General features: G+C 68.5%; 22 protein-coding genes. 13 read left to right on the plus strand and 9 right to left on the minus strand.

The genetic code is table 11. The features are described from left to right. The first annotated feature begins 5 nt into the window (after positions 1 to 5). The 7 genes from ccoN to QZH52_RS03935 are packed head-to-tail and all read left to right on the plus strand — an operon-like array spanning position 6 to position 5,187. Positions 6 to 1,445, plus strand: a complete 1,440-nt coding sequence (ccoN, locus tag QZH52_RS03905) for a cytochrome-c oxidase, cbb3-type subunit I (RefSeq protein WP_301804167.1) — start codon at positions 6 to 8, stop codon at positions 1,443 to 1,445. A gap of 10 nt (positions 1,446 to 1,455) precedes the next feature. Continuing rightward, positions 1,456 to 2,079, plus strand: a complete 624-nt coding sequence (gene ccoO / locus QZH52_RS03910; protein ID WP_301804170.1) for a cytochrome-c oxidase, cbb3-type subunit II — start codon at positions 1,456 to 1,458, stop codon at positions 2,077 to 2,079. A gap of 11 nt (positions 2,080 to 2,090) precedes the next feature. After that, positions 2,091 to 2,237 (plus strand): cbb3-type cytochrome oxidase subunit 3, encoded by a 147-nt coding sequence (locus QZH52_RS03915; RefSeq protein WP_286529313.1) that lies wholly within the window; start codon positions 2,091 to 2,093, stop codon positions 2,235 to 2,237. After that, a complete protein-coding gene (ccoP, locus tag QZH52_RS03920) occupies positions 2,234 to 3,157 on the plus strand; it encodes a cytochrome-c oxidase, cbb3-type subunit III (protein WP_301804175.1) in 924 nt (307 codons plus the stop codon). The genes QZH52_RS03915 and ccoP overlap by 4 nt, the downstream gene beginning before the upstream one ends. 22 nt (positions 3,158 to 3,179) lie before the next feature. Continuing rightward, positions 3,180 to 4,628, plus strand: coding sequence for a cytochrome c oxidase accessory protein CcoG (gene ccoG, locus QZH52_RS03925; RefSeq protein ID WP_301804178.1), 1,449 nt, complete (start codon positions 3,180 to 3,182; stop codon positions 4,626 to 4,628). Between the two features lie 25 nt (positions 4,629 to 4,653). Then, the gene (locus tag QZH52_RS03930; RefSeq protein ID WP_286529318.1) at positions 4,654 to 4,938 is read left to right on the plus strand and encodes a FixH family protein; all 285 of its coding nucleotides are present in this window, start codon (positions 4,654 to 4,656) and stop codon (positions 4,936 to 4,938) included. Positions 4,939 to 4,941: 3 nt separating this feature from the next. Next, positions 4,942 to 5,187 (plus strand): hypothetical protein, encoded by a 246-nt coding sequence (locus QZH52_RS03935; protein WP_286533144.1) that lies wholly within the window; start codon positions 4,942 to 4,944, stop codon positions 5,185 to 5,187. On the opposite strand, the gene fnr is transcribed toward QZH52_RS03935, so the two are convergent. Beyond that, entirely contained in the window at positions 5,168 to 5,884 is a 717-nt protein-coding gene (gene fnr, locus QZH52_RS03940) for a fumarate/nitrate reduction transcriptional regulator Fnr (protein WP_286533143.1), read from the minus strand. The genes QZH52_RS03935 and fnr overlap by 20 nt on opposite strands. A gap of 124 nt (positions 5,885 to 6,008) precedes the next feature. Here fnr and hemN point away from each other — a divergent pair, with 124 nt between their 5' ends. Both hemN and QZH52_RS03950 read left to right on the plus strand, forming a co-directional pair. Further along, positions 6,009 to 7,424, plus strand: coding sequence for an oxygen-independent coproporphyrinogen III oxidase (gene hemN / locus QZH52_RS03945; RefSeq protein WP_301804182.1), 1,416 nt, complete (start codon positions 6,009 to 6,011; stop codon positions 7,422 to 7,424). Positions 7,425 to 7,443: 19 nt separating this feature from the next. Continuing rightward, positions 7,444 to 8,154 carry a sulfite exporter TauE/SafE family protein gene (locus QZH52_RS03950; protein ID WP_301804185.1) on the plus strand — a complete coding sequence of 237 codons (711 nt, stop codon included), beginning with the start codon at positions 7,444 to 7,446 and terminating at the stop codon, positions 8,152 to 8,154. An 18-nt stretch (positions 8,155 to 8,172) separates the two neighbouring features. Here the strand turns inward: QZH52_RS03950 and QZH52_RS03955 are convergent, their stop codons facing one another. Both QZH52_RS03955 and QZH52_RS03960 read right to left on the minus strand, forming a co-directional pair. Beyond that, positions 8,173 to 10,851, minus strand: a complete 2,679-nt coding sequence (locus QZH52_RS03955; RefSeq protein WP_301804190.1) for a bifunctional acetate--CoA ligase family protein/GNAT family N-acetyltransferase — start codon at positions 10,849 to 10,851, stop codon at positions 8,173 to 8,175. A gap of 57 nt (positions 10,852 to 10,908) precedes the next feature. Continuing rightward, positions 10,909 to 11,391, minus strand: coding sequence for a universal stress protein (locus QZH52_RS03960; RefSeq protein ID WP_301804193.1), 483 nt, complete (start codon positions 11,389 to 11,391; stop codon positions 10,909 to 10,911). 184 nt (positions 11,392 to 11,575) lie between these two features. Here QZH52_RS03960 and QZH52_RS03965 point away from each other — a divergent pair, with 184 nt between their 5' ends. The 4 genes from QZH52_RS03965 (at position 11,576) to QZH52_RS03980 (ending at position 14,586) form a co-directional block, all read left to right on the plus strand. Then, positions 11,576 to 12,196, plus strand: a complete 621-nt coding sequence (locus QZH52_RS03965) for a hemerythrin domain-containing protein (protein WP_301804195.1) — start codon at positions 11,576 to 11,578, stop codon at positions 12,194 to 12,196. A 65-nt stretch (positions 12,197 to 12,261) separates the two neighbouring features. Beyond that, entirely contained in the window at positions 12,262 to 12,705 is a 444-nt protein-coding gene (locus QZH52_RS03970) for a universal stress protein (RefSeq protein ID WP_301804198.1), read from the plus strand. Positions 12,706 to 12,711: 6 nt separating this feature from the next. After that, a complete protein-coding gene (locus QZH52_RS03975) occupies positions 12,712 to 13,980 on the plus strand; it encodes an NAD(P)H-dependent flavin oxidoreductase (protein ID WP_301804199.1) in 1,269 nt (422 codons plus the stop codon). 138 nt (positions 13,981 to 14,118) lie between these two features. Beyond that, on the plus strand, positions 14,119 to 14,586 hold the full coding sequence (locus QZH52_RS03980) for a GAF domain-containing protein (protein ID WP_301804201.1): 468 nt from the start codon (positions 14,119 to 14,121) through the stop codon (positions 14,584 to 14,586). A 33-nt stretch (positions 14,587 to 14,619) separates the two neighbouring features. On the opposite strand, the gene QZH52_RS03985 is transcribed toward QZH52_RS03980, so the two are convergent. The 6 genes from QZH52_RS03985 to QZH52_RS04010 all read right to left on the minus strand — a co-directional run bounded on the left by QZH52_RS03985 (position 14,620) and on the right by QZH52_RS04010 (position 22,588). After that, the gene (locus tag QZH52_RS03985; protein ID WP_366919260.1) at positions 14,620 to 17,673 is read right to left on the minus strand and encodes an adenylate/guanylate cyclase domain-containing protein; all 3,054 of its coding nucleotides are present in this window, start codon (positions 17,671 to 17,673) and stop codon (positions 14,620 to 14,622) included. 27 nt (positions 17,674 to 17,700) lie between these two features. Further along, a complete protein-coding gene (locus tag QZH52_RS03990) occupies positions 17,701 to 19,026 on the minus strand; it encodes a vanadium-dependent haloperoxidase (protein ID WP_301804204.1) in 1,326 nt (441 codons plus the stop codon). Between the two features lie 120 nt (positions 19,027 to 19,146). Next, the gene (locus QZH52_RS03995) at positions 19,147 to 19,905 is read right to left on the minus strand and encodes a LytR/AlgR family response regulator transcription factor (protein ID WP_301804207.1); all 759 of its coding nucleotides are present in this window, start codon (positions 19,903 to 19,905) and stop codon (positions 19,147 to 19,149) included. Next, complete coding sequence (locus tag QZH52_RS04000) at positions 19,902 to 20,345, minus strand: hypothetical protein (RefSeq protein WP_301804209.1); 444 nt, start codon at positions 20,343 to 20,345, stop codon at positions 19,902 to 19,904. The genes QZH52_RS03995 and QZH52_RS04000 overlap by 4 nt, the downstream gene beginning before the upstream one ends. An 18-nt stretch (positions 20,346 to 20,363) precedes the next feature. Continuing rightward, on the minus strand, positions 20,364 to 21,527 hold the full coding sequence (locus QZH52_RS04005; RefSeq protein ID WP_301804212.1) for a sensor histidine kinase: 1,164 nt from the start codon (positions 21,525 to 21,527) through the stop codon (positions 20,364 to 20,366). Then, positions 21,524 to 22,588, minus strand: coding sequence for a sensor histidine kinase (locus QZH52_RS04010; protein WP_301804216.1), 1,065 nt, complete (start codon positions 22,586 to 22,588; stop codon positions 21,524 to 21,526). Before QZH52_RS04010 ends, QZH52_RS04005 begins: the two co-directional genes overlap by 4 nt. Between the last annotated feature and the right edge of the window lie 379 nt (positions 22,589 to 22,967).

Genomic DNA, 22,967 nt, shown 5'->3' on the forward strand with positions numbered 1-22,967 from the left:
CTGCGATGCATGCTCCGAATTCTTCCGCGCCTGTCTACAGCGACACGGTCGTGCGGCAATTCGCTCTCATGTCCGTCGTCTGGGGGGTGGTGGGCATGCTGGTGGGGGTGGTCATTGCCTCGCAGCTGGCCTGGCCCGACCTCAACTTCGGCATCCCGTGGCTCAGCTACGGGCGACTGCGTCCGCTGCACACCAACGCGGTGATCTTCGCCTTCGGCGGCTGTGCGCTCATGGCCACCAGCTTCCACGTCGTGCAGCGCACCTGCCAGGTCCGGCTGTTCGCGCCGGCGCTGGCCTCGTTCGTGTTCTGGGGCTGGCAGGCGGTGATCGTGGCGGCGGCCATCAGCCTGCCGCTGGGCTACACCAGCGGCAAGGAATACGCCGAGCTCGAATGGCCGATCGACATCCTGATCGCGGTCGTCTGGGTGGCCTACGCGATCGTCTTCTTCGGCACCATCGGCATCCGCAAGGTGCGCCACATCTACGTCGCCAACTGGTTCTACGGCGCCTTCATCATCGCGGTGGCGTTGCTGCACATCGTCAACAGCGCGGCCATCCCGGCCGGCGCGATGAAGAGCTACTCGGCCTACGCGGGTGTGCAGGACGCGATGGTGCAGTGGTGGTACGGGCACAACGCGGTCGGCTTCTTCCTCACGGCCGGCTTCCTCGGGATGATGTATTACTACGTGCCGAAGCAGGCCGGCCGCCCGGTGTATTCGTACCGGCTGTCGATCGTGCACTTCTGGGCCCTGATCTTCACCTACATGTGGGCCGGCCCGCACCACCTGCACTACACGGCGCTGCCCGACTGGACCCAGTCGATCGGCATGGTGTTCTCGCTGATCCTGCTGGCGCCGAGCTGGGGCGGCATGATCAACGGCGTGATGACGCTCTCGGGCGCCTGGCACAAGCTGCGCACCGACCCGATCCTGCGCTTCCTGATCGTCTCGCTGTCGTTCTACGGCATGTCGACCTTCGAGGGTCCGATGATGTCGATCAAGACCGTCAACGCGCTCTCGCACTACACCGACTGGACCGTCGGCCACGTGCACTCGGGCGCGCTCGGCTGGGTCGGCCTGATCTCGATGGGCTCGCTGTACTACCTCATCCCGCGCGTGTACGGCCGCACCGAGATGTTCAGCGTGAAGGCGATCGAGCTGCACTTCTGGATGGCGACCATCGGCATCGTGCTCTACATCGCCGCGATGTGGATCGCCGGCGTGATGCAGGGCCTGATGTGGCGCGCGGTCAACCCCGACGGCACACTGACCTACACCTTCGTCGAAAGCGTGAAGGCCACCTATCCCTACTACGTGGTGCGCGTGCTCGGCGGCGTGCTGTACCTGAGCGGCATGCTGGTGATGGCCTGGAACGTCTGGATGACGGTGATCTCGGGCTTCAGCAAGCCCGCGCCGATCCCGCAGCCCGCCATGGCCCACGCCTGAGGACACGCCCATGAGTTCGAACATTCCCCCGGGCTTCTCGCACCAGAAGATCGAGACCAACAACTTCCTGATGATCGTGCTGATCCTGCTGGTGATCGCGGTCGGCGGCCTGGTCGAGATCGTGCCGCTGTTCTTCCAGAAGTCGACCACCGAGGCGGTCGCCGGCGTCGAGCCGCTGACGCCGCTGCAGCTCGCGGGCCGCGACATCTACGTGCGCGAGGGTTGCTACAACTGCCACTCGCAGATGATCCGGCCGTTCCGCGCCGAGACGCTGCGCTATGGCCACTATTCGGTGGCCGGCGAGTTCGTCTACGACCACCCGTTCCAGTGGGGCAGCAAGCGCACCGGCCCCGACCTGCACCGGGTGGGCGGCAAGTACAGCGACGAGTGGCACCGCATCCACCTCAACAACCCGCGCGACGTGGTGCCGGAGTCGAACATGCCGGCCTACACCTGGCTCGAGAAGGCGCCGCTGGATGGCGCCGAGTCGGCCGCCCACATGACGGCGCTGCGCCGGGTCGGCGTGCCCTACACCGACGAGCAGATCGCGGCCGCGCCGGCCGCGGTCAAGGGCAAGACCGAGATGGACGCCGTGGTCGCCTATCTGCAGTCGCTCGGCCTGGCACTCAAGTGAGGACAACCGCGATGGACAACATCACCACCCTGCGAATCGCCGCCACGCTGGTCTCGTTCGCGACCTTCATCGGCATCCTGGTCTGGGCGTATTCGCGCCGCAACGCGCAGGCGTTCGAGGAGGCGGCACGCCTGCCGTTCGAGGAGGATCCGTCGTGAGCGATTTCGTCGACGCGTTCTGGTCGCACTTCGTCACCGTGGTCGCGCTCGGCGGCATCCTGGCCTGCGCGCTGCTGCTGTGGCTGACGGCCCGCTTCCGCGGCCCTTCGAGCGCCGACAACACCACCGGCCATGTCTGGGACGAGGACCTGCGCGAGATGAACAACCCGATGCCGCGCTGGTGGATGGGCCTGTTCGTGCTGACCATCGTGTTCGGCATCGGCTACCTGGTGGCGTTTCCGGGGCTGGGCAGCTACCGCGGCACCCTGGCCTGGAGCACCCAGGGCGAGTACGAGAAAGCGGTGGAGAAGGCCAACGCCGAGCTGGCCCCGGTGTACGCCGCCTACACCGCGCAGCCGGTCGAGAAGCTCGCCACCGACGTGAGCGCCATGGCCGTCGGCGAGCGCCTGTTCCTGAACAACTGCGCCCAGTGCCACGGTTCGGATGCGCGCGGCAGCAAGGGCTTCCCGAACCTCACCGACGGCGACTGGCTGCATGGCGGCACGCCCGAGAAGATCCACGAGACCATCGCGCTCGGCCGCATCGGCGCGATGCCGCCGATGGCCGAGGCGGTCGGATCGGCCGAGGACGTCAAGAACCTCGCCAACTACGTGCTGAGCCTGTCGGACAGCCCGCACGATTCGGTGCGCGCCGGGCTCGGCAAGAGCAAGTTCACGACGTGCGCGGCCTGCCACGGCATCGGCGGCGTCGGCAACCCGGCGGTGGGAGCGCCGAACCTGGCCGACAAGATCTGGCTGCACGGCTACGGCCAGGAAGCGATCATCGCGATGATCAACGGCGGCAAGACCAACCAGATGCCGGCGCAGCAGGGCCGCCTGACCGAAGCGCAGATCCACGTGCTGACCGCCTACGTCTGGGGCCTGTCGAACAACAAGACGGCCACCGCCGCGGGCCAATGAGGCCGCCGCCTGAGTCTTGTCCATGAGCGTTTCCATGACCGAGCAGACGACGCCACAGAAGCCGCGCACCGTGATCCCGATCGCGGCGGCCGAGGAGGACGTCGGGCTCTACGCGGCCCACAAGAAGATCTATCCGCGCAGCGTCAGCGGCTATTTCGCCCGCTGGCGCTGGGCCCTGGTGTTCGCGACGCAGGGGGTCTTCTACGGCCTGCCCTGGCTCGAGTGGGGCCAGCGCCAGGCAGTGCTGTTCGACCTCGGCGCGCGGCGCTTCTTCCTGTTCGGACTGGTGCTCTATCCGCAGGACCTGATCTACCTGACCGGGCTGCTGGTGGTCTCGGCGCTGTCGCTGTTCCTGTTCACCGCCGTGGCGGGGCGCCTGTGGTGCGGCTACGCCTGCCCACAGACGGTCTACACCGAGATCTTCATGTGGGTCGAGGAGAAGATCGAGGGCAGCCGCATCGCGCGCATGCGGCTCGACAGCGGCGCCTTCTCGGCCGAGAAGCTGGTCAAGAAGTGGTTCAAGCACGTGGTCTGGATATCGATCGGCCTGTGGACCGGCTTCACCTTCGTCGGCTACTTCACGCCGATCCGCGAACTGGCCATGGAATTCCTGCAGACCCGGATGGGCTCCTGGGAAGTCTTCTGGGTGCTGTTCTACGGCTTCGCCACCTACGGCAACGCCGGCTTCATGCGCGAGCAGGTGTGCAAGTACATGTGCCCCTATGCGCGCTTCCAGAGCGCGATGTTCGACCGCGACACGCTCATCGTGAGCTACGACACGGCACGCGGCGAACCGCGGGGCCTGCCGGCCAAGGGTCGCGCGGCCGCGTCCGCGCCGGCGCTCGGCCATTGCATCGACTGCAAGCTGTGCGTCCAGGTCTGCCCGACCGGCATCGACATCCGCCAGGGGCTGCAGTACGAATGCATCGGCTGCGGCCTGTGCGTCGATGCCTGCAACATCGTGATGGACAAGATGTCGACCCCGCGCGGCCTAATCCGCTACGCCACGCAGAACAGCATGGCCGGGCGCTGGACGCCGCGCCAGGTGCTGCGCCGCGTTCTGCGGCCGCGGGTGCTGGTCTACACCGCGGTGCTCGGCGCGCTGTGCATCGGCCTGCTGGCGAGCCTGGTGACGCGCACGCCGCTGAAGGTCGACGTGGTGCGCGACCGCGCCTCGCTGGCCCGCATCGTCGAGGGCGGCCAGCTCGAGAACGTCTACCGCCTGCAGATCATGAACGCCACCGAGCAGGTGCAGCGCTACCGGATCGAAGCCAGCGGCCTCGAGGGTCTGCACGTGTCCTCGGAGCCGGTGGTCGAGGTCGCGCCGGCGCAGTCGCGCTGGGTGGCGGTGCGGCTGCAGCTGCCCTACGGTGCGGCGACGGCCGGTTCCCACAAGGTGTATTTCGACGTTCGAGCGGAGGGCGGCCAGGGCAGCGTGTCCGAGAAGGCCGTGTTCCTGGTCCCGCGATGAAATCCAGGCCCCAAGGAGGCAGAAGATGACCGACAAGAGCAGCCATGACGAAGCGACGCGTCCCTGTCCACCCTGGTGGCGCTTCGGGCTGGTGTGGATGGTGATCGGCGGGCCGGGCCTGGTGGTGATCGCGAGTTTCGCCACCTTGTGGCTGGCCCTGCGCACGCCCGACCCGGTGGTCGACGAGGACTATTACCGCAAGGGCGTGGAGATCAACCGCACGCTGGCCGACAAGAAGCTCATGCCGGCGGTGGCCGGGCGCAACCACGCGGCCACCCCCAGCGCCGACGTGCCGTCGCCGAGGCGCTGAGCCATGCAGGCGCAACGCTGGATGTGGATACTCTGGCCGGCATTCCTGCTGGCCTGCGCGCTCGAGGTGCTGGTGTTCGCACTGGTCGATCCGGGCGACCTCAACTGGCGCGGCGAGGCGTTGGGCGCCTCTCGCCAGGCGGTCTACACGGCCGGGTTCTTTGCCTTCTGGCTGCTGGCCACGGCGGCGGGCGCCTTGACGCTGCTGCTGGCCCGGCCGGCGGCCGAGCTCAACAGCCCGGCGGATTGACGATGCGGCGCAGCGCCTCGGGATCGAGGATGCGCACGTTGCGCTGCTCGACCTCGACCATGCCGTCGGCCGCGAACTTCGACATCGTCCGGCTCACGGTCTCGAGCTTGAGGCCGAGGTAGCTGCCGATTTCCTCGCGCGTCATGCGCAGCACCAGCTCGGAGCGCGAGAAGCCGCGCGCATGCAGCCGCTGCACCAGGTTCAGCAGGAAGGCCGCCAGCCGCTCCTCGGCCCGCATGCTGCCGAGCAGCAGCATCACGCCATGCTCGCGGACGATCTCGCGGCTCATGATCTGGTGCACGTGGCGCTGCAGCGCCGTCACCTCGCGCGACAGTTCCTCGATGCGCTCGAAGGGCATCACGCAGACCTCGGAGTCTTCGAGGGCGACGGCGTCGCAGGTGTGCTGGTCGTTGACGATGCCGTCGAGGCCGATGATCTCGCCGGCCATCTGGAAGCCCGTGACCTGGTCGCGCCCGTCCTCGCTGGTGACCCGGGTCTTGAAGACCCCGGTGCGGATCGCATAGAGCGAGGTGAAGGGCTCGCCATTGCGAAACAGCGTCTCGCGCCGCTTGATCTTGCGCCGCGTGGCGACCAGGTCGTCGAGGCGCTGCAGCTCCCCGGGCGCCAGTCCGACCGGCATGCACAGCTCGCGCAGGTTGCAGTTGGAACAGGCGACCTTGATATTTTCGGGCTTCATTGATGCAGTCGGGGTCATGCGGGGATTGTCCGTGGGGGGGTGGGCCGGATGCTTGATGCAGGTCAAGGTTTGCGGATCGCGACGGCGGCATAGTGACACACCGAAGCCCATGCCTGCGTCCGCGATGCCTCCCGTCTCCGCTCCAGCCCTCACGCCGCCCATCGTGGTGCCCGCGCCGTCCGTGCTGCAGCGGTTCGACTGCGCCGGGCCGCGCTACACCTCCTACCCGACCGCGGACCGCTTCGTCGACGCCTTCACGGCCGAGGACTATGCCCAGACGCTCGAACAGCGCGGCAGCACCGGCGCCAGCGCGCGGGCGCTGTCGCTCTACGTGCATATCCCGTTCTGCGAATCGCTCTGCTACTACTGCGCCTGCAACAAGATCGTGACCCGCCACAAGAGCAAGGGGCGCGAGTACCTGGACTACCTGGCGCGCGAGATCGCGCTGCAGGTCGAGCGGCTCGGCCGCGGCGCCGTGGTCCGCCAGCTGCATCTCGGCGGCGGCACGCCGACCTTTCTCGACGATGCCGGCCTGCGGACGCTGATGGGCATGCTGCGCGAGTCCTTCACCTTGTCGCCGGACGGCGAGCATTCGATCGAGATCGACCCGCGCACCGTCGACCGCGAACGCCTGGTGACCCTGGCCGCGCTGGGCTTCAACCGGCTGAGCTTCGGCGTCCAGGATTTCGACCCCGACGTGCAGAAGGCGGTGCACCGGATCCAGCCGGCCGGGCAGGTGTTCGACCTGATGGCGACGGCCCGCGGGCTGGGCTTCGATTCGGTCAACGTCGACCTGATCTACGGGCTGCCGCGCCAGAGTGCGGCCTCCTTCGACCGCACGCTGGCCCAGGTCTGCGCGCTGCGGCCCGACCGCATCGCGCTCTATGCCTATGCCCACCTGCCCGAGCGCTTCAAGGCCCAGCGCCGCATCGCGACCGAGGCGTTGCCCGATGCGGCGGCCAAGGTCGAGATGCTGTCGCGCTCTATCGCCGCGTTCACCGAGGCCGGCTACGTCTACATCGGCATGGACCATTTTGCGCTGCCCGGCGACGCGCTGGCGGTGGCCAAGCGGCAGGGCCGGCTGCACCGCAACTTCCAGGGCTACAGCACCCAGCCGGACTGCGACCTGGTGGCGCTGGGCGTGTCGGCGATCGGCCGGGTCGGCGCCACCTACAGCCAGAACGCCAAGACGCTCGAGGAGTACTACGACCTGCTCGACCAGGGCCGGCTGCCGGTGGTGCGCGGCCTGGCGCTGACCCGCGACGACGTGCTGCGGCGCACCGTGATCATGGCGATCATGTGCCAGGGCCGGGTCGATTTCGAGACCATCGGCTCGGCCCACCTGGTCGATTTCGAGCGCTGCTTCGCGGCCGAGCTCGAAGCGCTGGCGCCGCTCGTGGCGCAGGGCCTGGTGGTGGTCGGCGATCGCCACCTCGAGGTCACGCCGCTGGGCTGGTTCTTCGTCCGCGCCATCGCCATGGTGTTCGACCGCTACCTGCAGGCCGACCGCAACCGCACGCGCTTCTCGCGCATCGTGTGATGAGCCCGCACGCTCCCCCATGCAGTCCGCCCTGCTCGCCACCGCATTCGTGATGGGGCTGGCCGGCGGGCCGCACTGCGTCGCGATGTGCGGCGCGGCCTGCGCCGGCGTGATCCGCATCGTGCGGGCACCGGCGGGCGGCGTCGCCGCGCTGCAGTCCACGGGCCGCTCGCTGCCGGCGGGCGCCTTGTTCCACGTGGGGCGGGTGGCCGGCTATGCGGCCGCCGGGGCGGTGGCGGCCGCCGCTGCCCAGGGCCTGGCGCTGGCGGGCCAGCAGGTCAGCGCACTGCGCCCGGCCTGGCTGCTGCTGCATGTGTTCGTGCTGGCGTGGGGCCTGCTGCTGGCCGCCTCTGGCCGGCAGCCCGCCTGGGCGCACCGCTTCGGGCGCTGGGCGTCGGCGCGGCTGCAGCCCATGACCCGCAGCCCCTTCGGCGTGCTGGCGGCCGGCGCGCTCTGGGTCGCGCTGCCCTGCGGCCTGCTGTACTCGGCGCTGATGCTGGCGGCCCTGGGCAACGGCGTGCTCGAAGGCGCGGCCGTCATGGCGCTGTTCGCGGCCGGCAGCGCGGTGTCGCTGCTGCTGGCGCCCTGGCTGTGGCAGCGCCTGCGGTCGGGCGCCGGCATCCTGTCGCAGCAGTGGGGCACGCGGCTGGCGGGCGCGATGCTCGCGGGGGTGGCGCTGCAGGCGCTCTGGCTCGACCTCGCGCACCAGGTCGAGGCCTGGTGCCGCTGAGCGAAGGGCCCGTGCCGCTCAGGCGGCGGGCGGCGGCGGTTCCAGGTTCAGGGCCACGTGCAACACGTCGGCGGAATCCTCCAGGCTGGGCACGCGCTCGAAGCCCAGCGCACGCGACAGCTTCAGCATGCGGGTGTTCTCGCGCAGGATCATGCCGACCAGGCGCCGGGTGCCGCGGCTGCGCGCGTGCGCGATCAGCTGCTCGAACAGCATCCTGCCGAGTCCGCCGCCCTTGAGATCGGAGCGCACCACCAGCGCGAACTCGGCTTCGACGTTGTCGGGGTCGCAGACGGTGCGGGCGACGCCGAGCGTCTCGGGCCGGCCGTCCGCCGCCGTGCCCTCGGCGATGAAGGCCATCTCGCGGTCGTAGTCGATCTGGGCCAGCCGGGCCAGTTCGCTGCGCGGCAGTTCGCTGCGCGCCTGGAAGAGCCGCATGCGCACGTCCTCGGGGTCGAGCCGTTCCAGGAAGCGCCGGTGCTGGCCTTCGTCCTCCGGGCGGATCGGCCGGATCGTGATCGGACGGCCGTTCCACTCGGCTTGGCGGACCCACTGCGTGGGATAGGGCCGGATCGCGAAGTTGGCGGCGCCGGCCACCCGGCCGGCCGCGACCCGCAGCCGGGCGTCGAGCGCCAGCGCGCCGTGCTCGTCGACCCACAGCGGGTTGATGTCGAGCTCGGCCAGCTGCGGCAGGTCGGCCAGCATCTGCGACACCGCGATCAGCACATCGTGCAGGGCATCCAGATCGGCCGGCGGGTGGTCGCGGTAGCCGGCCAGCAGCCGCGACACACGGGTGCGCGAGACCAGCTCGCGCGCCAGGCTGCGGTTGAGCGGCGGCAGCGCGACCGCGACATCGGCGGTCACCTCGACCGCGATGCCACCGCCGCCGCAGAGGATGACCGGGCCGAAGACCTCGTCGATGCTGGCCCCGACGATCACCTCCTGCGCGTGCGGGCGGTGCACCATCGGCTGCACGGTGAAGCCGTCGATGCGCGCCCCGGCCTGCAGGGTGCCGAGCGCCTGCCGCATCTCGCCGACGGCCTGTTCGAGCGCGGCCGGGTCGCGCAGGTCCAGCCTGACGCCGCCGACGTCGGTCTTGTGGGCGACATCGCGCGACACGATCTTGAGCACCACCGGATAGCCGAGTTCGCGGGCCGCATCCAGCAGGCCTTCGGCCGACGCCGGGACCATCCGGGTGCGCACCACCGGCACGCCGTAGGCCTGCAGCACTGCCTTGGCCTCGTGTTCGGCCAGCCATTCGCGGCCGTCGGCGGCGGCGGTTTCCAGCAGCCGCTGCGCCGCCGGCACGTCGGGCGCCGGGTTCTCGCTGGCGCTGGGCGCCTCCATCAACAGCGCCTGGTTGTTGCGATAGGTCTGCAGCATGCCGAAGGCGCGCACGGCGTCTTCGGGCGTCGGGTAGTCGGGAATGCCGGCCGCCTCGAACAGCTGGCGTGCCGGCGCCATGTCGGCATCGCCGAGCCAGCAGCCCATCAAGCGCGGATCGTTGGCGCGGACCAGCGGCGCGCAGGCGCGGGCGATCTCGTCGCTGCGCTCGGCCACCGTCGGGGCGTGGATGAACAGCACGGCGCCGCTCACGGGGTCCGCCAGCAGCGCCGCCAGCGCCGCGGCATAGCGCGCCGCTGGCGCGTCGCCGAGGAGGTCGATCGGATTGGCGCAGGAAGCCTCCGGCGGCAGCGCATGGCCGAGCTGATCGAGCAGGGCGGCGCCCGGCTCGGCCAGCCGGATGCCGGCGCGGGCGGCGGCGTCGGCCGCCATCACGCCGGCGCCGCCGCCGTTGCCCAGGATGGTCAGCGCCTCGCTGCGGTTGAGGCGGAACCGTGCCAGTGTCGCGGCCGCCATGAACAGCTCCTGCAGCGTGTCCACCCGCAGCATGCCGGCGCGGCGGATGGCTGCGTCATGCACGATGTCGGAGCCGGCCAGGGCGCCGGAGTGCGAGGCGGGGGCACGCAGGCCCTGGCCCGCGCGGCCGGCCTTGACGACGATCACCGGCTTGTTGCGCGCCGCGGCGCGCGCGGCCGACATGAACTTGCGCGGCGAGGCGATCGATTCGACATAGAGCAGGATCGAGCGGGTCCGCCCGTCGCTCGCGAACCGGTCGAGCAGGTCGCCGGCATCGACGTCGCAGTGGTCGCCCAGCGCCACCAGGTGCGACAGGCCGATGCCCCGGCTGGTGGCCCAGTCCAGCATCGCGCTGGCCACCGCGCCGGACTGGGAGATGAACGCCAGCTCGCCCGGTCGCGCGGCGACGTGGGCCAGGCCGGCATGGAGGCCGATGTGCGGGCTCAGGACGCCGAGCGAGTCCGGGCCCAGCAGGCGCAGCAGGTGCGGACGGGCGGCGTCGAGCGCGGCCTGCTGCTCGGCGGCGCTCAACCCGGTGCCGACGATCACCGCGGCCCGGGCGCCGGCCGCCCCGAGCTCGGCGACCAGCCGCGCCACCGTGCGCGCCGGCGTGCAGATCAGCGCCAGGTCCGGCGCCGCGGGCAGGTCGGCCACCCGCGCGAAGACGGGCAGGCCGTCGAGCCGCGCATGCTTGGGGTTGACCGGGTAGACCGGGCCGGCAAAACCGCCGGCGCGCAAGTGCTGCCAGACGTGGGTGCCGATTGCGCCGGGTCGATGCGAGGCACCGAGCACGGCGACGGATCGCGGCAAAAGCAGTCGGTCGAGGTGGCGGATGCTCATGGCGCCTCTGCGGATGAACCGGGGGCACGCATCATGCGCGCACCCTTGGGGCCCCTGTCAATGGGCGTGACGGTGCGCGTGCGCGTCGCCGTCGGCCGGCGCCCGCACCAGCAGCACCGGCACCGGCGCGCAGCGCAGCAGGTACTCGGCGCAGCCGCCCCCCACGAAGCGCTCGACGCCGCGGCGGCCATGGGTGCCGATCACGATCAGGTCGGCCGGCCATCGGCTGGCGTCGGCGGCGATCAGCTCATGGACCGGGTTCGACGCACCGTCATGCAGCAGCGTCTCGGCCTCGACCCCCGCCGCGGCGGCCGCGGCCTGGGCGTCGTCCAGGATCTGCCGGCCGTTGCGCGCGAGCACCTCGAAACAGTCGCCGACCGGGCCGGCGGCAAGGCCCATCGCCATGGCCATCGACTGCGAGTCGACCACGTGCACCAGCCGCAGCCGCCCGTGGGTCTGGGCAGCGAGCCGTATCGCTTCGTCGAGGCCCTGCTTCGATGTCGCGCTGCCGTCGAGGGGAACGAGGATCCGTTGGTACATGGCGCGCTCCTGCCGACGGTTGAGATGCCGCCAGTATCCGGCGAGCCCCGTCCGCCGTGTTGACCGCACTCAACACGGGCCCTTGCCGTACGCCGAGCGGGCGACACGGCGTCTTGTTGATCTGGGGCAAGGCGGCGTGGCGCTGGCCGTGGAAAGCTGGGAACCCCACTCCGGAGACTCGAAAATGACACACGCCACCACCCGCATCATCCGCGACGAGCACGCGGCCCTTTCGGCGATGCTGCGGTCGATCCTCCTGCTGCTCGATGTCCATCGAAGACAGCAGAGCACGCCCGACTTCTCGGCCTTGCGGGCGATGCTGTTCTATGTCGACCAGTTTCCCGAGCAGCGCCATCACCGCCACGAGACCGAGCTGCTGTTTCCCAAGCTGCGCGCGCGCACGCCGCTGTCGCGCGAACTGCTCGACCACCTGGACCGGGACCATGCGCTCGGCGAGCGCAACATCCGTGAAGTCGAACATGCCCTGCTGGTCTACGAGATGCTCGGCGAGGCGCACCGCGAGCCTTTCGAGCGTGCGATCGCGCGCTACACCGACTTCTACCTGGCCCACATGGCGCAGGAGGAGAAGGAAATCCTGCCGCTGGCCGAGCGCGTGCTCACCGAAGAGGACTGGCGCGATCTCGACGCCGCCTTCGGTGCCCATCGCGATCCCTTCACCGGCCACGAACCCGACGACACCTACCGCGCGCTCTACACCCGCATCGTCAATGCCGTGCCGGCACCGATCGGCCTCGGCCCCGCGCTGGACACCGGCACGCCGCAGCGGCACGCGATGCAAGCTTGATCCCGGTCAATCCGGGCGGCCCGCGACTGGCCGAGACTGGAGGCCTTCAACCGGAGACCTCCATCATGTTCAAGAAAATCCTGGTCGCCACCGATGGTTCCCCGCTGTCCGAAAAGGCGGTCGAGAGTGCCATCGAAATGGCGCGTCATCACAGCGCCGAACTGGTCGTCTTCACGGTGGCGCGCCGGCCGCCCAAGAGCTACATGGATGGCTCGACGGTGCGTGAGTCGGTGGAAAGCGAGAGCATCGACAAGCAGCGCCAGGAGAACGCACAGGCCCTGGTGGCTGCGATCGGCGAGCGGGCCCGCGGGCGCGGCGTCTCCTGCCATCCGCTGGTGGCCCATTCAAGCCAGGTCGCCGAATCGATCATTGCCGCAGCCGGCAACCAGGCCTGCGACCTGATCGTGATGGCCTCGCACGGCCGCAAGGGCCTCGGCCGGCTGCTGATCGGCAGTGAGACCCAGCACGTGCTGACCCATTCCACCCTGCCGGTGCTGGTGCTCCGATAGCGCCGGATGAGCGAGGATTCCGATCAAGTACAGGTCGCCGCCGAGCGACTCGGGGCGCTGGCCGGCGCCTCCGGCCTGCGGCGCTGGACGCTGGCGGGCCGCGAACTGCTGCCGGTGGTGCAGGGCGGCATGGGCGTCGGCGTGTCGGCCGGGCGGCTGGCCGGCACCGTGGCCGGGCTGGGCGGCATCGGCACTGTGTCGTCGGTCGACCTGCGCCGCCTGCACCCGGACCTGTGGGCCCGGACCGCCAACATCGAGGCCGACCCCGATGCCGGTGCGCGCATCGACGCCGCCAACCTCGAGGCGCTGGGCCGCGAGATCAAGAAGGCCCGGCAGCTCGCCGGCGGCCGCGGCCTGGTCGCGGTCAATGTCATGAAGGCGCTGACCGCCTACGAGGCGCAGGTGCGGCATGCGATGGCCTGCGGCGCCGATGCGCTGGTGGTCGGCGCCGGCCTGCCGCTGGACCTGCCCGACCTGGCACGCGAGCACCCCGGCGTGGCGCTGATCCCGATCCTGTCGGACGCGCGCGGCGTGCAGCTGGTGGTGCGCAAGTGGGAGAAGAAGGGCCGGCTGCCCGATGCCATCGTGATCGAGCATCCGCGGCTGGCGGGCGGCCACCTTGGCGCCGCCAGGGTCGGCGACCTGAACGACCCGCGCTTCGAGTTCGACGTCGTGCTGCCGCAGGTGCAGGCCTTCTTCAGGACCGCGGGCATCGAGGGCCGCATACCGCTCATTGCCGCCGGCGGCATCGAGCGCCTGGATGACATCCGCCGGCTGCAGTCGCTCGGCGCCTCGGCGGTGCAGCTCGGTACCGCCTTCGCGGTGACCACCGAATGCGATGCCGACCCGGCCTTCAAGCGCGTGCTGGCCGATGCCGCGCCCGAGGACCTGGTCGAGTTCACCAGTGTCGCCGGCCTGCCGGCGCGCGCGGTGCGCACGCCCTGGCTCGACAAGTATCTGCGGCTGGAGCCGCGGCTGATGGCCAAGGTCCACCGTGAAACAGCCTGCACCATGCGCTTCGATTGCCTGGCGCATTGCGGGCTGCGCGACGGCACGCCGGGCTGGGGCAAGTTCTGCATCGACAAGATGCTGGGCCACGCGCTGGCCGGCCGCACCGGGCAGGGGCTGTTCTTCCGCGGCGCGGGGCGGCTGCCCTTCGGCCGCGAGATCCGGCCGGTGCTGGAATTGATGCAGTGGCTGCTGGGCGGCCTGCGTGCGCAGCCGGGGCCCGGAGCGGCCGCATTGCGGCGCGCCGCTGCTGACCACGCCGGTTGAAGCCGACGCAGCGATACGACACGCGGAACGGCTTGGCGAAACACTGTGTTGCATGTGAACCAGTCACATTTGCAGCGCTTGGTCTTTATAGTCATTCAGCTCCTCGGCCGGAGACGAGGGGGCTACAGAAGGAGACACATGAACCCGTCCGAACGAATGCTCGGTCATTTCTCGGCATTGCTGGCCAGCCAGGGCCCGGAGGCGGCCTTGCGCTACTTGAACAGCGGCGTGCCCCATCGCTACAGCGCGGTGTACCGCTTCGAAGGGGAACTGCTGCGCAATGTGCTGCTGGAGGACAAGAGAGGACAAATGCGTCCCGAGTACCTCATCGCCGTGCCCTTCAAACAGAGCTTTTGCCAGTTCGTCCTCCGGGATCAGGCCTTTCGCACCAACGATTCCACGCACGACGACCGGCTGGTCGGGCATCCCTATCGCGGTGTCGTCGTCTCGTACCACAGCGTCCCGGTGTTGGACGAGCACGGCACGTTGTGGGGCACCATGAGCCACTTCGACATGAGCAGCCATCCGTTGGAAGACTCGGAGTTCGCGCTGCTGCAGGACGCGGCAGGTGCCTTGACCAGGTATCTCCCTTGCCTGGCAGATTGAGGCTGCCATCGGGAGCGCGCGGACGACGCAAGTTCAAATCGCCCGATGCCCGGCATGCGGGGGCGAGTGAGATGCTCCTCGTCGCGTCTCGATGCGGCGAATCCAGGTGATGGCATGCTGGGCGGCTGCCATTCCTGTGGCCTCCGCAAGCAGCCGCTCCCGTGTGTTGCGATCGACATCCAGCAGCATGGCCCTCTGCGCAAGCAGCACACTGCGAAACAGGTTCTCGCCGCTGCGATCCATGCGCCCGAGGTGCAGGTCCAGTTCGGCCAAGGCTTCGTCGCTGCGGCCCATGTCGACCAGCAGTTCCGCCCTGAGGCTCGCGAACCAGGATTGCCAGTTCTCGAACCCCGTGGCCTGCCACAGGCGGATTCCGGCCTCCATGTCGTCCAGCCCGGCAGCGGTTTGTCCGTCGCGCGCCGTCGCCCAGCCGCGCGAGATGCGGGCCAACCCCATGAATTCCGAGAATCCCGTCTGTGTGCAGAAGTCGATGCACTGTTGCGCGAACTTCCGCGCGACGCCCGGCTGGTTGCGCAATACCGCGATGGAGCAATTGGCCGCCATCGAAAAGCCCAGCGTGTGCGGCTGGTTCCCACGGGCGGCCAACTCATGGGCGTCCTGGACGTGCCGGCCTGCGAGTTCTTCGTCGCCGGTGATCAGGGTGGCGAGCGCGAGATAGAAGCGGCCGAACACGCCGAAGTCCATCAGGTAGACCGGGTAGAGCGAGGCATGGCGCTGCGGGTCGTAGCAGGCCACCGAGCGCTCCAGGTGTGCGCGCGCTGCACGGACGTCGCCCAGGCTCAGCTTGATCATGCCGCTCATGTTGTGCGCGGCGATGGTGGCTTCGGCGTCGTCGCGCCTGAGTTCGGCGACTTTCAACAGGTCTTCGGCAAGCCATCGCGCGGTCTCGAGTTCGGCGCGGCCCCAGTGATAGAGGCAAAGGCCGTAGGTCACCGGGAACTGGCGCGGCGCGCCGGGCAATTCGTGGCACAGCGTGAATGCGCGTCGCTGGACATCCCTGAAGGCTTCGCTGCCGGGGCCGGCCAACACCATGGTGGTGGGCCCGAGTGTGGACAGGAGAGACAGCTCCGCTTCGCTGCGCTCGTGGCCGGCCGGCGCGGCGGCCACCACGGAGACCCCTTCCGACAGGTGCGCGGCGGCTTCGCGAGGAGCGCCCCGCCGCAGGGCCTGCTCGCCCGCCTGGAGGAAATAGCGGCCCGCTTCGAGCGGCCTGAGCGCGCGCGACAGGTGGCGCGCAGCGACCTCGGGCTGGCGTTCGATCATGTTGGTGAATTCGCTTGTCAGCAAGTCCGCGAGCCTCCCGTGCAGGACGGCGCGGGTCTTGACGATCATCGAGCCGTAGGCCGCGTCTTCGATCAATGCGTGCTTGAAGGCAAGTCGCTCGCCCTGGACATCGACCCGCAGCAGCAGGCCGGCACGGAGCATGGCTTGCAATGCCTCGTTGAAGGAGGCCGGGTCCATGCCGGCCGCACCGTACAGCAGGCGCCGGCTGAACTCGTGCCCGATCACCGCTGCGACCTGGGCCAGCCACTTGCCACCGCCCAGGCGATCGAGCCGCTCCATCAGCAGGTCCATCAGCGTGTCGGGGACCTCCGGCTGCCGAGCGAGGGCGCCGCACCGGCGGCTGCGGGAATCCAGAACCATCCGCGTCATTTCCTCGAGGAACAGGGGCACGCCGTCGCTGCGCCGGATGATCGTTTCGACGTCCGCCGCCGACAGCGCCATGCTGGCCGCCATGTTGGCCACCACATCGCGCGACGCCTGCTCGTCGAGGCGCCCGAGGCGGATGAGCAAAGGCTGCGCCGCGAGTTCGCAAGGGCGTTCGGGCCTGCTGGTCAGCACCACGAGCATCGGCACGCGCTGTGCGGTCGCCAGCAGCTGGTCGAGCAGGGCGAACGATGTCGGGTCCATCCAATGCAGATCCTCCACGATGAGCAGCAAGGGGGCCTGCTCGGTGGCGAGTCCCATGAAGTACCGGCACAGCACGTTGCGTGTCATCTGCAACTGCGCCACGGGCGGCAGGTCGAGTGGTGGGTCGCCACTGGCTCCGTCGACCGCCACCAAGGAGGCGATGAGCCTGCGATCCAGCTCGGCGCCGATGCCGGCGACGGCCAATTGGGCGTCCAGCTTCTCGACCAGCAACGCCTGCGTGTCTTCCCGCGCGAAACCTGCCGCCCGCACAAGGTGTTGAACCACGGGCCGCAGCATGCTGTTGGAATGGAACGGCGAGCATTGCAGGCGCACCGTCGTGTGAGCCACGGAGGCGATCTGCTGGTCGAACCCCGAAGCCAGTCGCGACTTCCCGAGTCCGGGTTCGGCGACCACCATGACGCTCTGGATGCGGCGGCTCGTCGCGGCCAGGGTCCAGCGCGCCTTGAGGTTCGCAAGATCGGCTTCCCGGCCCACCAGCGGGATCTTCGTGTCATGGCCCCGCCAGGCCGAACGCCCGTCCGGCTCCCCTGCGCCCGTGACTGCGGTGAGTCGCACAGGCTCGTCGAATCCCTTGAGCTCGAAGTCGCCAAGGTCCTGGTACTCGAACTGGGCGCCTGCGATGCGGCGCGTGCCGGGCGCGATGGTGACCTGCCCCGGACGCGCCACAGCCTGAATGCGAGCCGCGAGATTGGGCGTGCTTCCGGCAATCGCGAGGCCCTCCCTTGCGCCCACCGCGACCAGGCCGGTCGCGATGCCGACGCGCACTTGCACCGGCGTCGCGATGCCGCAGGAGTGCTGCAGCCGGCCGGCCTCTTCGACGATCGCCAGGCCCGCATGCACCGCGCGCACCGCGTCGTCTTCGCTTGCGAGCGGATAGCCGAAATAGACATCGGCGCCGTCGCCGACGATCCGGGCGACGTGACCGCCGAAGTCCTGCGCGACGCGACCCATCAGGTCGCCGAATGCAGACAGCACGTCCAGCACGTCTTCCGGGTCGAGCCGTTCCGCGAGGCTTGTCGAGCCGACCACGTCGCAGAAGAGCACCGTCATCTGGCGGCGCGTCACACGCGAGGTCCCGTTCGCGGGCGTGCGCCGGTCGGTGCCTGGTTCGGACACGACGTCATTCGATGCCATGGCGATGCTCCTTGCCAGGGCGCCGGCCTACGGACTGGCCGCCGTGAAGTGTTCCCGGAGCAACTGCTGGACCACCTTTTCGCCCAGCGCGCGGCCATGCACGGTCGCGGTGCGGAAATGCATGCCGCCATGGATGCGAGCCTGTTGCACGTTCTCGTTCATCGCTTCCACCGAGTCGAATGGATGCGTGGTTCCGGTCACGGTGCTGTTGAAGGCGAACTGGACGCGGCTCGTTCCGAACGCCTGGCGAAGACTCTCCCCCAACGCGCCGGTATTGCACGCATGGGCGGCCGGGTATTCGGGGTGGTTGGGCGTGGTCACCACCGGCGTCCATTGCGCGTCCGGCTCGGTCGCTGCATTGCCGTCTGTGTCGGCCAGCCTGATGGCAGTGGTCGGACGCCAGAAGTTGAAGTGGTACTTCGATTCGAAGCAGGCGGTCGAGGCATCGGCCAGCCCAACCCACAGCATGGCCATCAGCCGGGCGTTCTCCATCAGGCTCGGCTTGCTGGTGGCGAACTGGCGCAGATTGCGGGTCCAGAAGACCGGCGGCGCCTCGGTATGGAAGCGCGCGTTCTCGGTCTGCGCGGCGCTGCGCCGCGCGCTGCCGGCGCTCCCCATGGCCATGGTTTCCTTCACGTCGGCAGCGTAGGCATCGCTGTCGAGCGCCGGTGGGCCGCTGGCGCGAAACTGGTCAGCGGCCCTGAGCGAGAACGGGCGCAGGTAAGGGCGCGTCAGCGCCACCGGATTGACGCCTCGGAACTGCCCGGGGGCCGTGCCTGGCACATAGGCCGGAACCGGCGTCCAGCGGCCGTCATCGGCCCGCTGCGCCAGGACCTTGCGGGCGACTTCCGCACCGAATCGCACGGCCGCTTGCGCGTCCGCATCCGCGGCGGCAATCGCCGCGTCGTACGTGGACTGGTACCTGGCGGAACGCGATGGGAACAGCGTCGACAGAACGGTGTACGCCGCGCCATGCACGGCGTAGTCCTGAGGCAGCGAGCCGCGTGCGGGATCGTCCGGCATGGCCACCATGAATGGGCGGTAGGCCTTCGTGATGGCGGCGAGCGCGTCGTAGATGGCCACATTCAACGTCGCCAAGTCGGCGTCGTAGAGGGGCTGACGCTCTTCGGGTGTGCCGCTCGAGGCTGCCGGCACCGTGATCGTGTCGGCGGCCGTCTTGTTCCAGAGGTCGACCGGGTTGGGACCCATCGAGGTGATGGTGACGGGCTTGTCCTGTGCGACCGGAACGAAGGCCGGGCTCCCGCCTCCGCCACCGCCACCGCATGCCACCACGCCGGCCGTCGAGATGCTGATGGCCGCCACCAGCGCACGGAGATTGTCTCTGCGGTTCATCGAAGTTCCCTCCTGGTTCGGGCCGGCCGCGATCGCGGCCGGACAGGGACATTGTTCGAGTTGGCTCTGGAGGCCGCTCGCGTTTGCGACGAACGCGGCGAAGGCATGACGAATGCGCCGCTACATCGATCGAAACAGGTGCTCGTGTGCCTCGCTCACAGCCAGTGTCTCGCTGCGCTGCTTGAGCTTGAGGTGCACATGGCCCCTGAAGTCCCTGGATACGCCGGCGATCGCGTTGGCGTTGACGATCGTCGAACGGTGCACCAGCCAGAACTGCGAAGGGTCGAGTTGCTCCAGCAATTCCTTGAGTGAGCGGCGGATCAGCGACTCGCCATCAGCCGTGATCACCAACGTGTACTTCGATTCGGCCCTGAAGTAGCAGATCTCGTCGACAGTAATGATCCTGACGTCCTGGCCCTGCGATGCATTGATCCATCGCAGGTGATCGCGTACCGGCCTGGCCGCTGCAAGCTCGCGCAACAGCATGTCCAGCGAAGGCGGGGCGCTGCCGAGGCGCTCCTTCACGCGCCGAATTGTCTGCGACAGGCGCGGCAGATCATAGGGTTTGAGGACATAGTCGACGGCACCTTGTTCGAACGCGGCCACGGCGTAGGCGTCGTAGGCGGTGACGAAGACGACATGGCTGCGCCCCTGGATCTGGCGCGCGATGTCGATGCCATTGAGCCCCGGCATCTCGATATCGAGGAATACGACGTCGGGCACGTGCCTATCCAGCGCCAGCAAGGCCTCCAGGCCGTTGCCAGCACTGGCTTCGATATTCAGGTCCGGCCAGAGGTCGCGAAGATGCGCTTGCAGCTCTTCGCGCAGCACGTCCTCGTCCTCGGCGACCAGGGCGGTGTGGCGGCGCATGGCGCTCATCCAGTCTTCTTCTTGGAGTCCTCGCCCGACTTCAGTTCGACCAGAAGGGCTCGCGAATCCTTGCCCGAGATGTTCTCGACCATGTGCGTCTCCGCCTCGCTCCAGAATACGCGACCCAGCTTGGCCTCCTTGATCTCTACCTTGCCGTCGGGCAATGTCAACCGCGCCTTCGTGTCGGACAGGACGACCGTGAGATGGGGTGGATGCGAATGCATCCCGGTGCCGCATACGCCCATGCCCGGTCGGCTGTTGAACTCGAGGACACGCAGCTTGTCGTTCTCGAATGCCACCCGGTAGGCGCGGGGTTGGATCTTTTCTGCATCCTGCGCGTGCGCGGATTCGCCGATAGCCAGAGTGGGCAACAGGGCCAGCAGCATCCGCCGCATGGTGTCCACGTCGCGAAATTCCTCGGGCAGCGCATTGAGAGGGTCATCGCTCATTTCTGGCTCCTTTCCGGGTTAATGAATCAGGATGGGTTGGCGAATCGGATCCATCTCCGGCGCGGCCTCGATGGCATTGGGCATCGCGACGGGCGGCGCCGCGCCAGAGCGAAGCGTGAAGGTGGTCGTTTCCCTGGAGGCATCGACCTCGACGTCGATCGCGGCATCGGCGCCCCACGTCGCACGCAAGCCGGCGAGCATGCGTTCTTCCAGCAACCGTACCAAGGAAGGCTCCGCGGCCCGATTCACCTGAATCACGATGCGCCGTGCAACACCTTCCAGATGGGCACTTACCGACCACGCCGGGCGCGGCGAAGGGCTCCCGCGCAGTTCCTCGAGCGTCGGCAACAGCAGCTGTGGCGGAAATGGGATGCGCCTGATGTCCTCGCCCTGCAGGTCGATCGCCCATCGCCCTCCGCCTGGATGGAGTTCATCTTGGAGATGGGCGCTGGCGCGAAGGATGAAGCATTCCGCCTCGAGCGTGGAGCTGTTGCTGCGAAGTCCCGGCATGAGACTGCGCAGAAGCGCGACGAGCCGGTCAAGCAGGCGGTCCGCGGCCACGGGATCATGACCGTAGCGGTCCTGAATGACTTCCATCACGTGCAGCAAGAAGCTCGGATCGATCTGTCTCTGCAGCATCTGCAGCTGGGCCTGTTCGACCGCCTTCTCGCTTTGATGACGCGCAAGTTCCGCACGCCCGAGCATGCTGCGCGTTCGGGCAGCCCGGACGCTCAGGACATAGACGGGCGTAAACGTCGCTGCGATAAGAAGTGTCTCCCACGTCGTGTATGCCCACGTGCCGATGATGTGATGCGCTTCGCATGGTGCCTCCAGGCTTGGGAACATGACACCGAGGGCCCTGAGGTAGCCAAGGCGGCAAGCCGCTGGGACAAGGACTATCGCGATCAGCACTCCCCATCCCAGGGCAAGGACGACTGCTGCAACGATCAGCCTGGATCCGAGGTGCCGCTCGGCCCACATCACGCAGAACGCCATGCCCATGCCAGTGATGAACCATTGAACAAAGACCATCGACGCTACCGACAGCCACGTTGCGAATCCAAAGCTGGAGATGGGCAATACCGCCACCTCGACGATCCACGTCGCCACGCCCCAGATTGCAGAAAGGGAAAGAGAGCGCCGCCAGCCGCCATCATCCGATCCGCTCTTCCATTGGGTCATGGCGTGGCCTCCTGGATCGAACGGGGAAGTCGGATGCTGGCGCAAACGCCGCTTGGCTTGTTGCTCTCTACCCTCAGAACCCCGGAGGCGCCATAGAGGGTGCTCAGGCGGGCGCGGATATTGGCCAAGCCCACGCCACTGCCGCCCGAGCCGCTGAAGCCGGCGCCGGTATCGCGTACGGCGACCTCGACTTCGTCGCCATGCAGCTTGGCCTGGACGCAGATCTCGCCACCGGAGGGCGACGCGGAGATTCCGTGCTTGACGGCGTTCTCCACCAAGGTCGCGATGCACAAGGAGGGAAATACGCATTCGCGTAGCTCGGCAGGCACTTCGAACGCCACCTGCAATCGCCCGGACATGCGCACCGAGACGACGGCCAGATAGGCGCGCACGAGATCCAACTCACGCCCAAGCGTGGTGAACTGCCCCTGAAGCTGCTGGCGTAGTGTCGAGTGCAGGTAGTCGAGAAAGTACGCCAGGAGCCGGGCACCTTCCGCGGGCTCTGTCTGGTGCAGGCGCCGGACCGTCGCGAGCGTGTTGAAGAGGAAGTGGGGCTCGATCTGGTTGCGCAACGCCTGCAATTGGACCTGGACGAGTTGGCGGCCCAGTTGCACACGCTGAAGGTCATTCGCCTGTGCCTCCGCGCGCAAGCGACTGGTGCGCGACGCAAGGCCGAACGTGGCCACGCTACAGCCGGAGATGGCCGCCCAGCGGACCGTACGCGCTGCCACCCAGGCCGTGTCGGGCGCGGCGCCCTGGAAGCCGGCAACAGCAAGGGCGACATTGCCGATGGCAGTGCCCAAGGCCACCGCGGCCATCAGGACGCAGGAATATGCCAACGGGGATGGAAACCGCAGCCGAGACGCGAGCAGCAGCGCGCCGAGAACGAACATGCCTTCGACGATGCAGTGGCCCAGGACCTCGAGCCAGCCCGCAAGCACTTCATCCCATGGCCAGTTTTCCCACACGAAGGGCTGGAACAAATATTGGGTTGACAGCAGGACAGCGACCGCCAGCGACCAGAGCGCGGCAATGCGAGGTGGCAGACGCCATGCGTCCATGGGGAGCACCTAGGGGCGCGAACTCTCCGGGGCGCACCTGCCGGAGTGATGCTCGACCTGCGTCGTCAAAGGAGTGGCCATGAACTTCCCTCCGGTCTGATTCTTGGCATTCGACGCGATCCGTGCCTCGCTTTGCGATGAACGCCGCCATCGGGCGACGAGCGGCGCAAATCCAGGGTCGGAAGACTCTTGCGATGTCAGGAGGGGTGAGCTTAGCGGGCAATGCCTGGGGACTCAAGGAGCGGATCCGGCTGAGTCGGACATCTCGCTGCATCGGCAGCCTGGGTCAGAATGGCCAGCAGCAGACCTTCATCGCGGCGGCAGGGTTTGGCCAGTGGCATCCACCAGGCGATATGGCACCGACGCGAGGCAACAGGAG

The sequence above is a fragment of the Variovorax ginsengisoli genome, assembly GCF_030486595.1.
GTDB classification, from domain to species: Bacteria; Pseudomonadota; Gammaproteobacteria; order Burkholderiales; family Burkholderiaceae_C; genus Variovorax; species Variovorax ginsengisoli_B.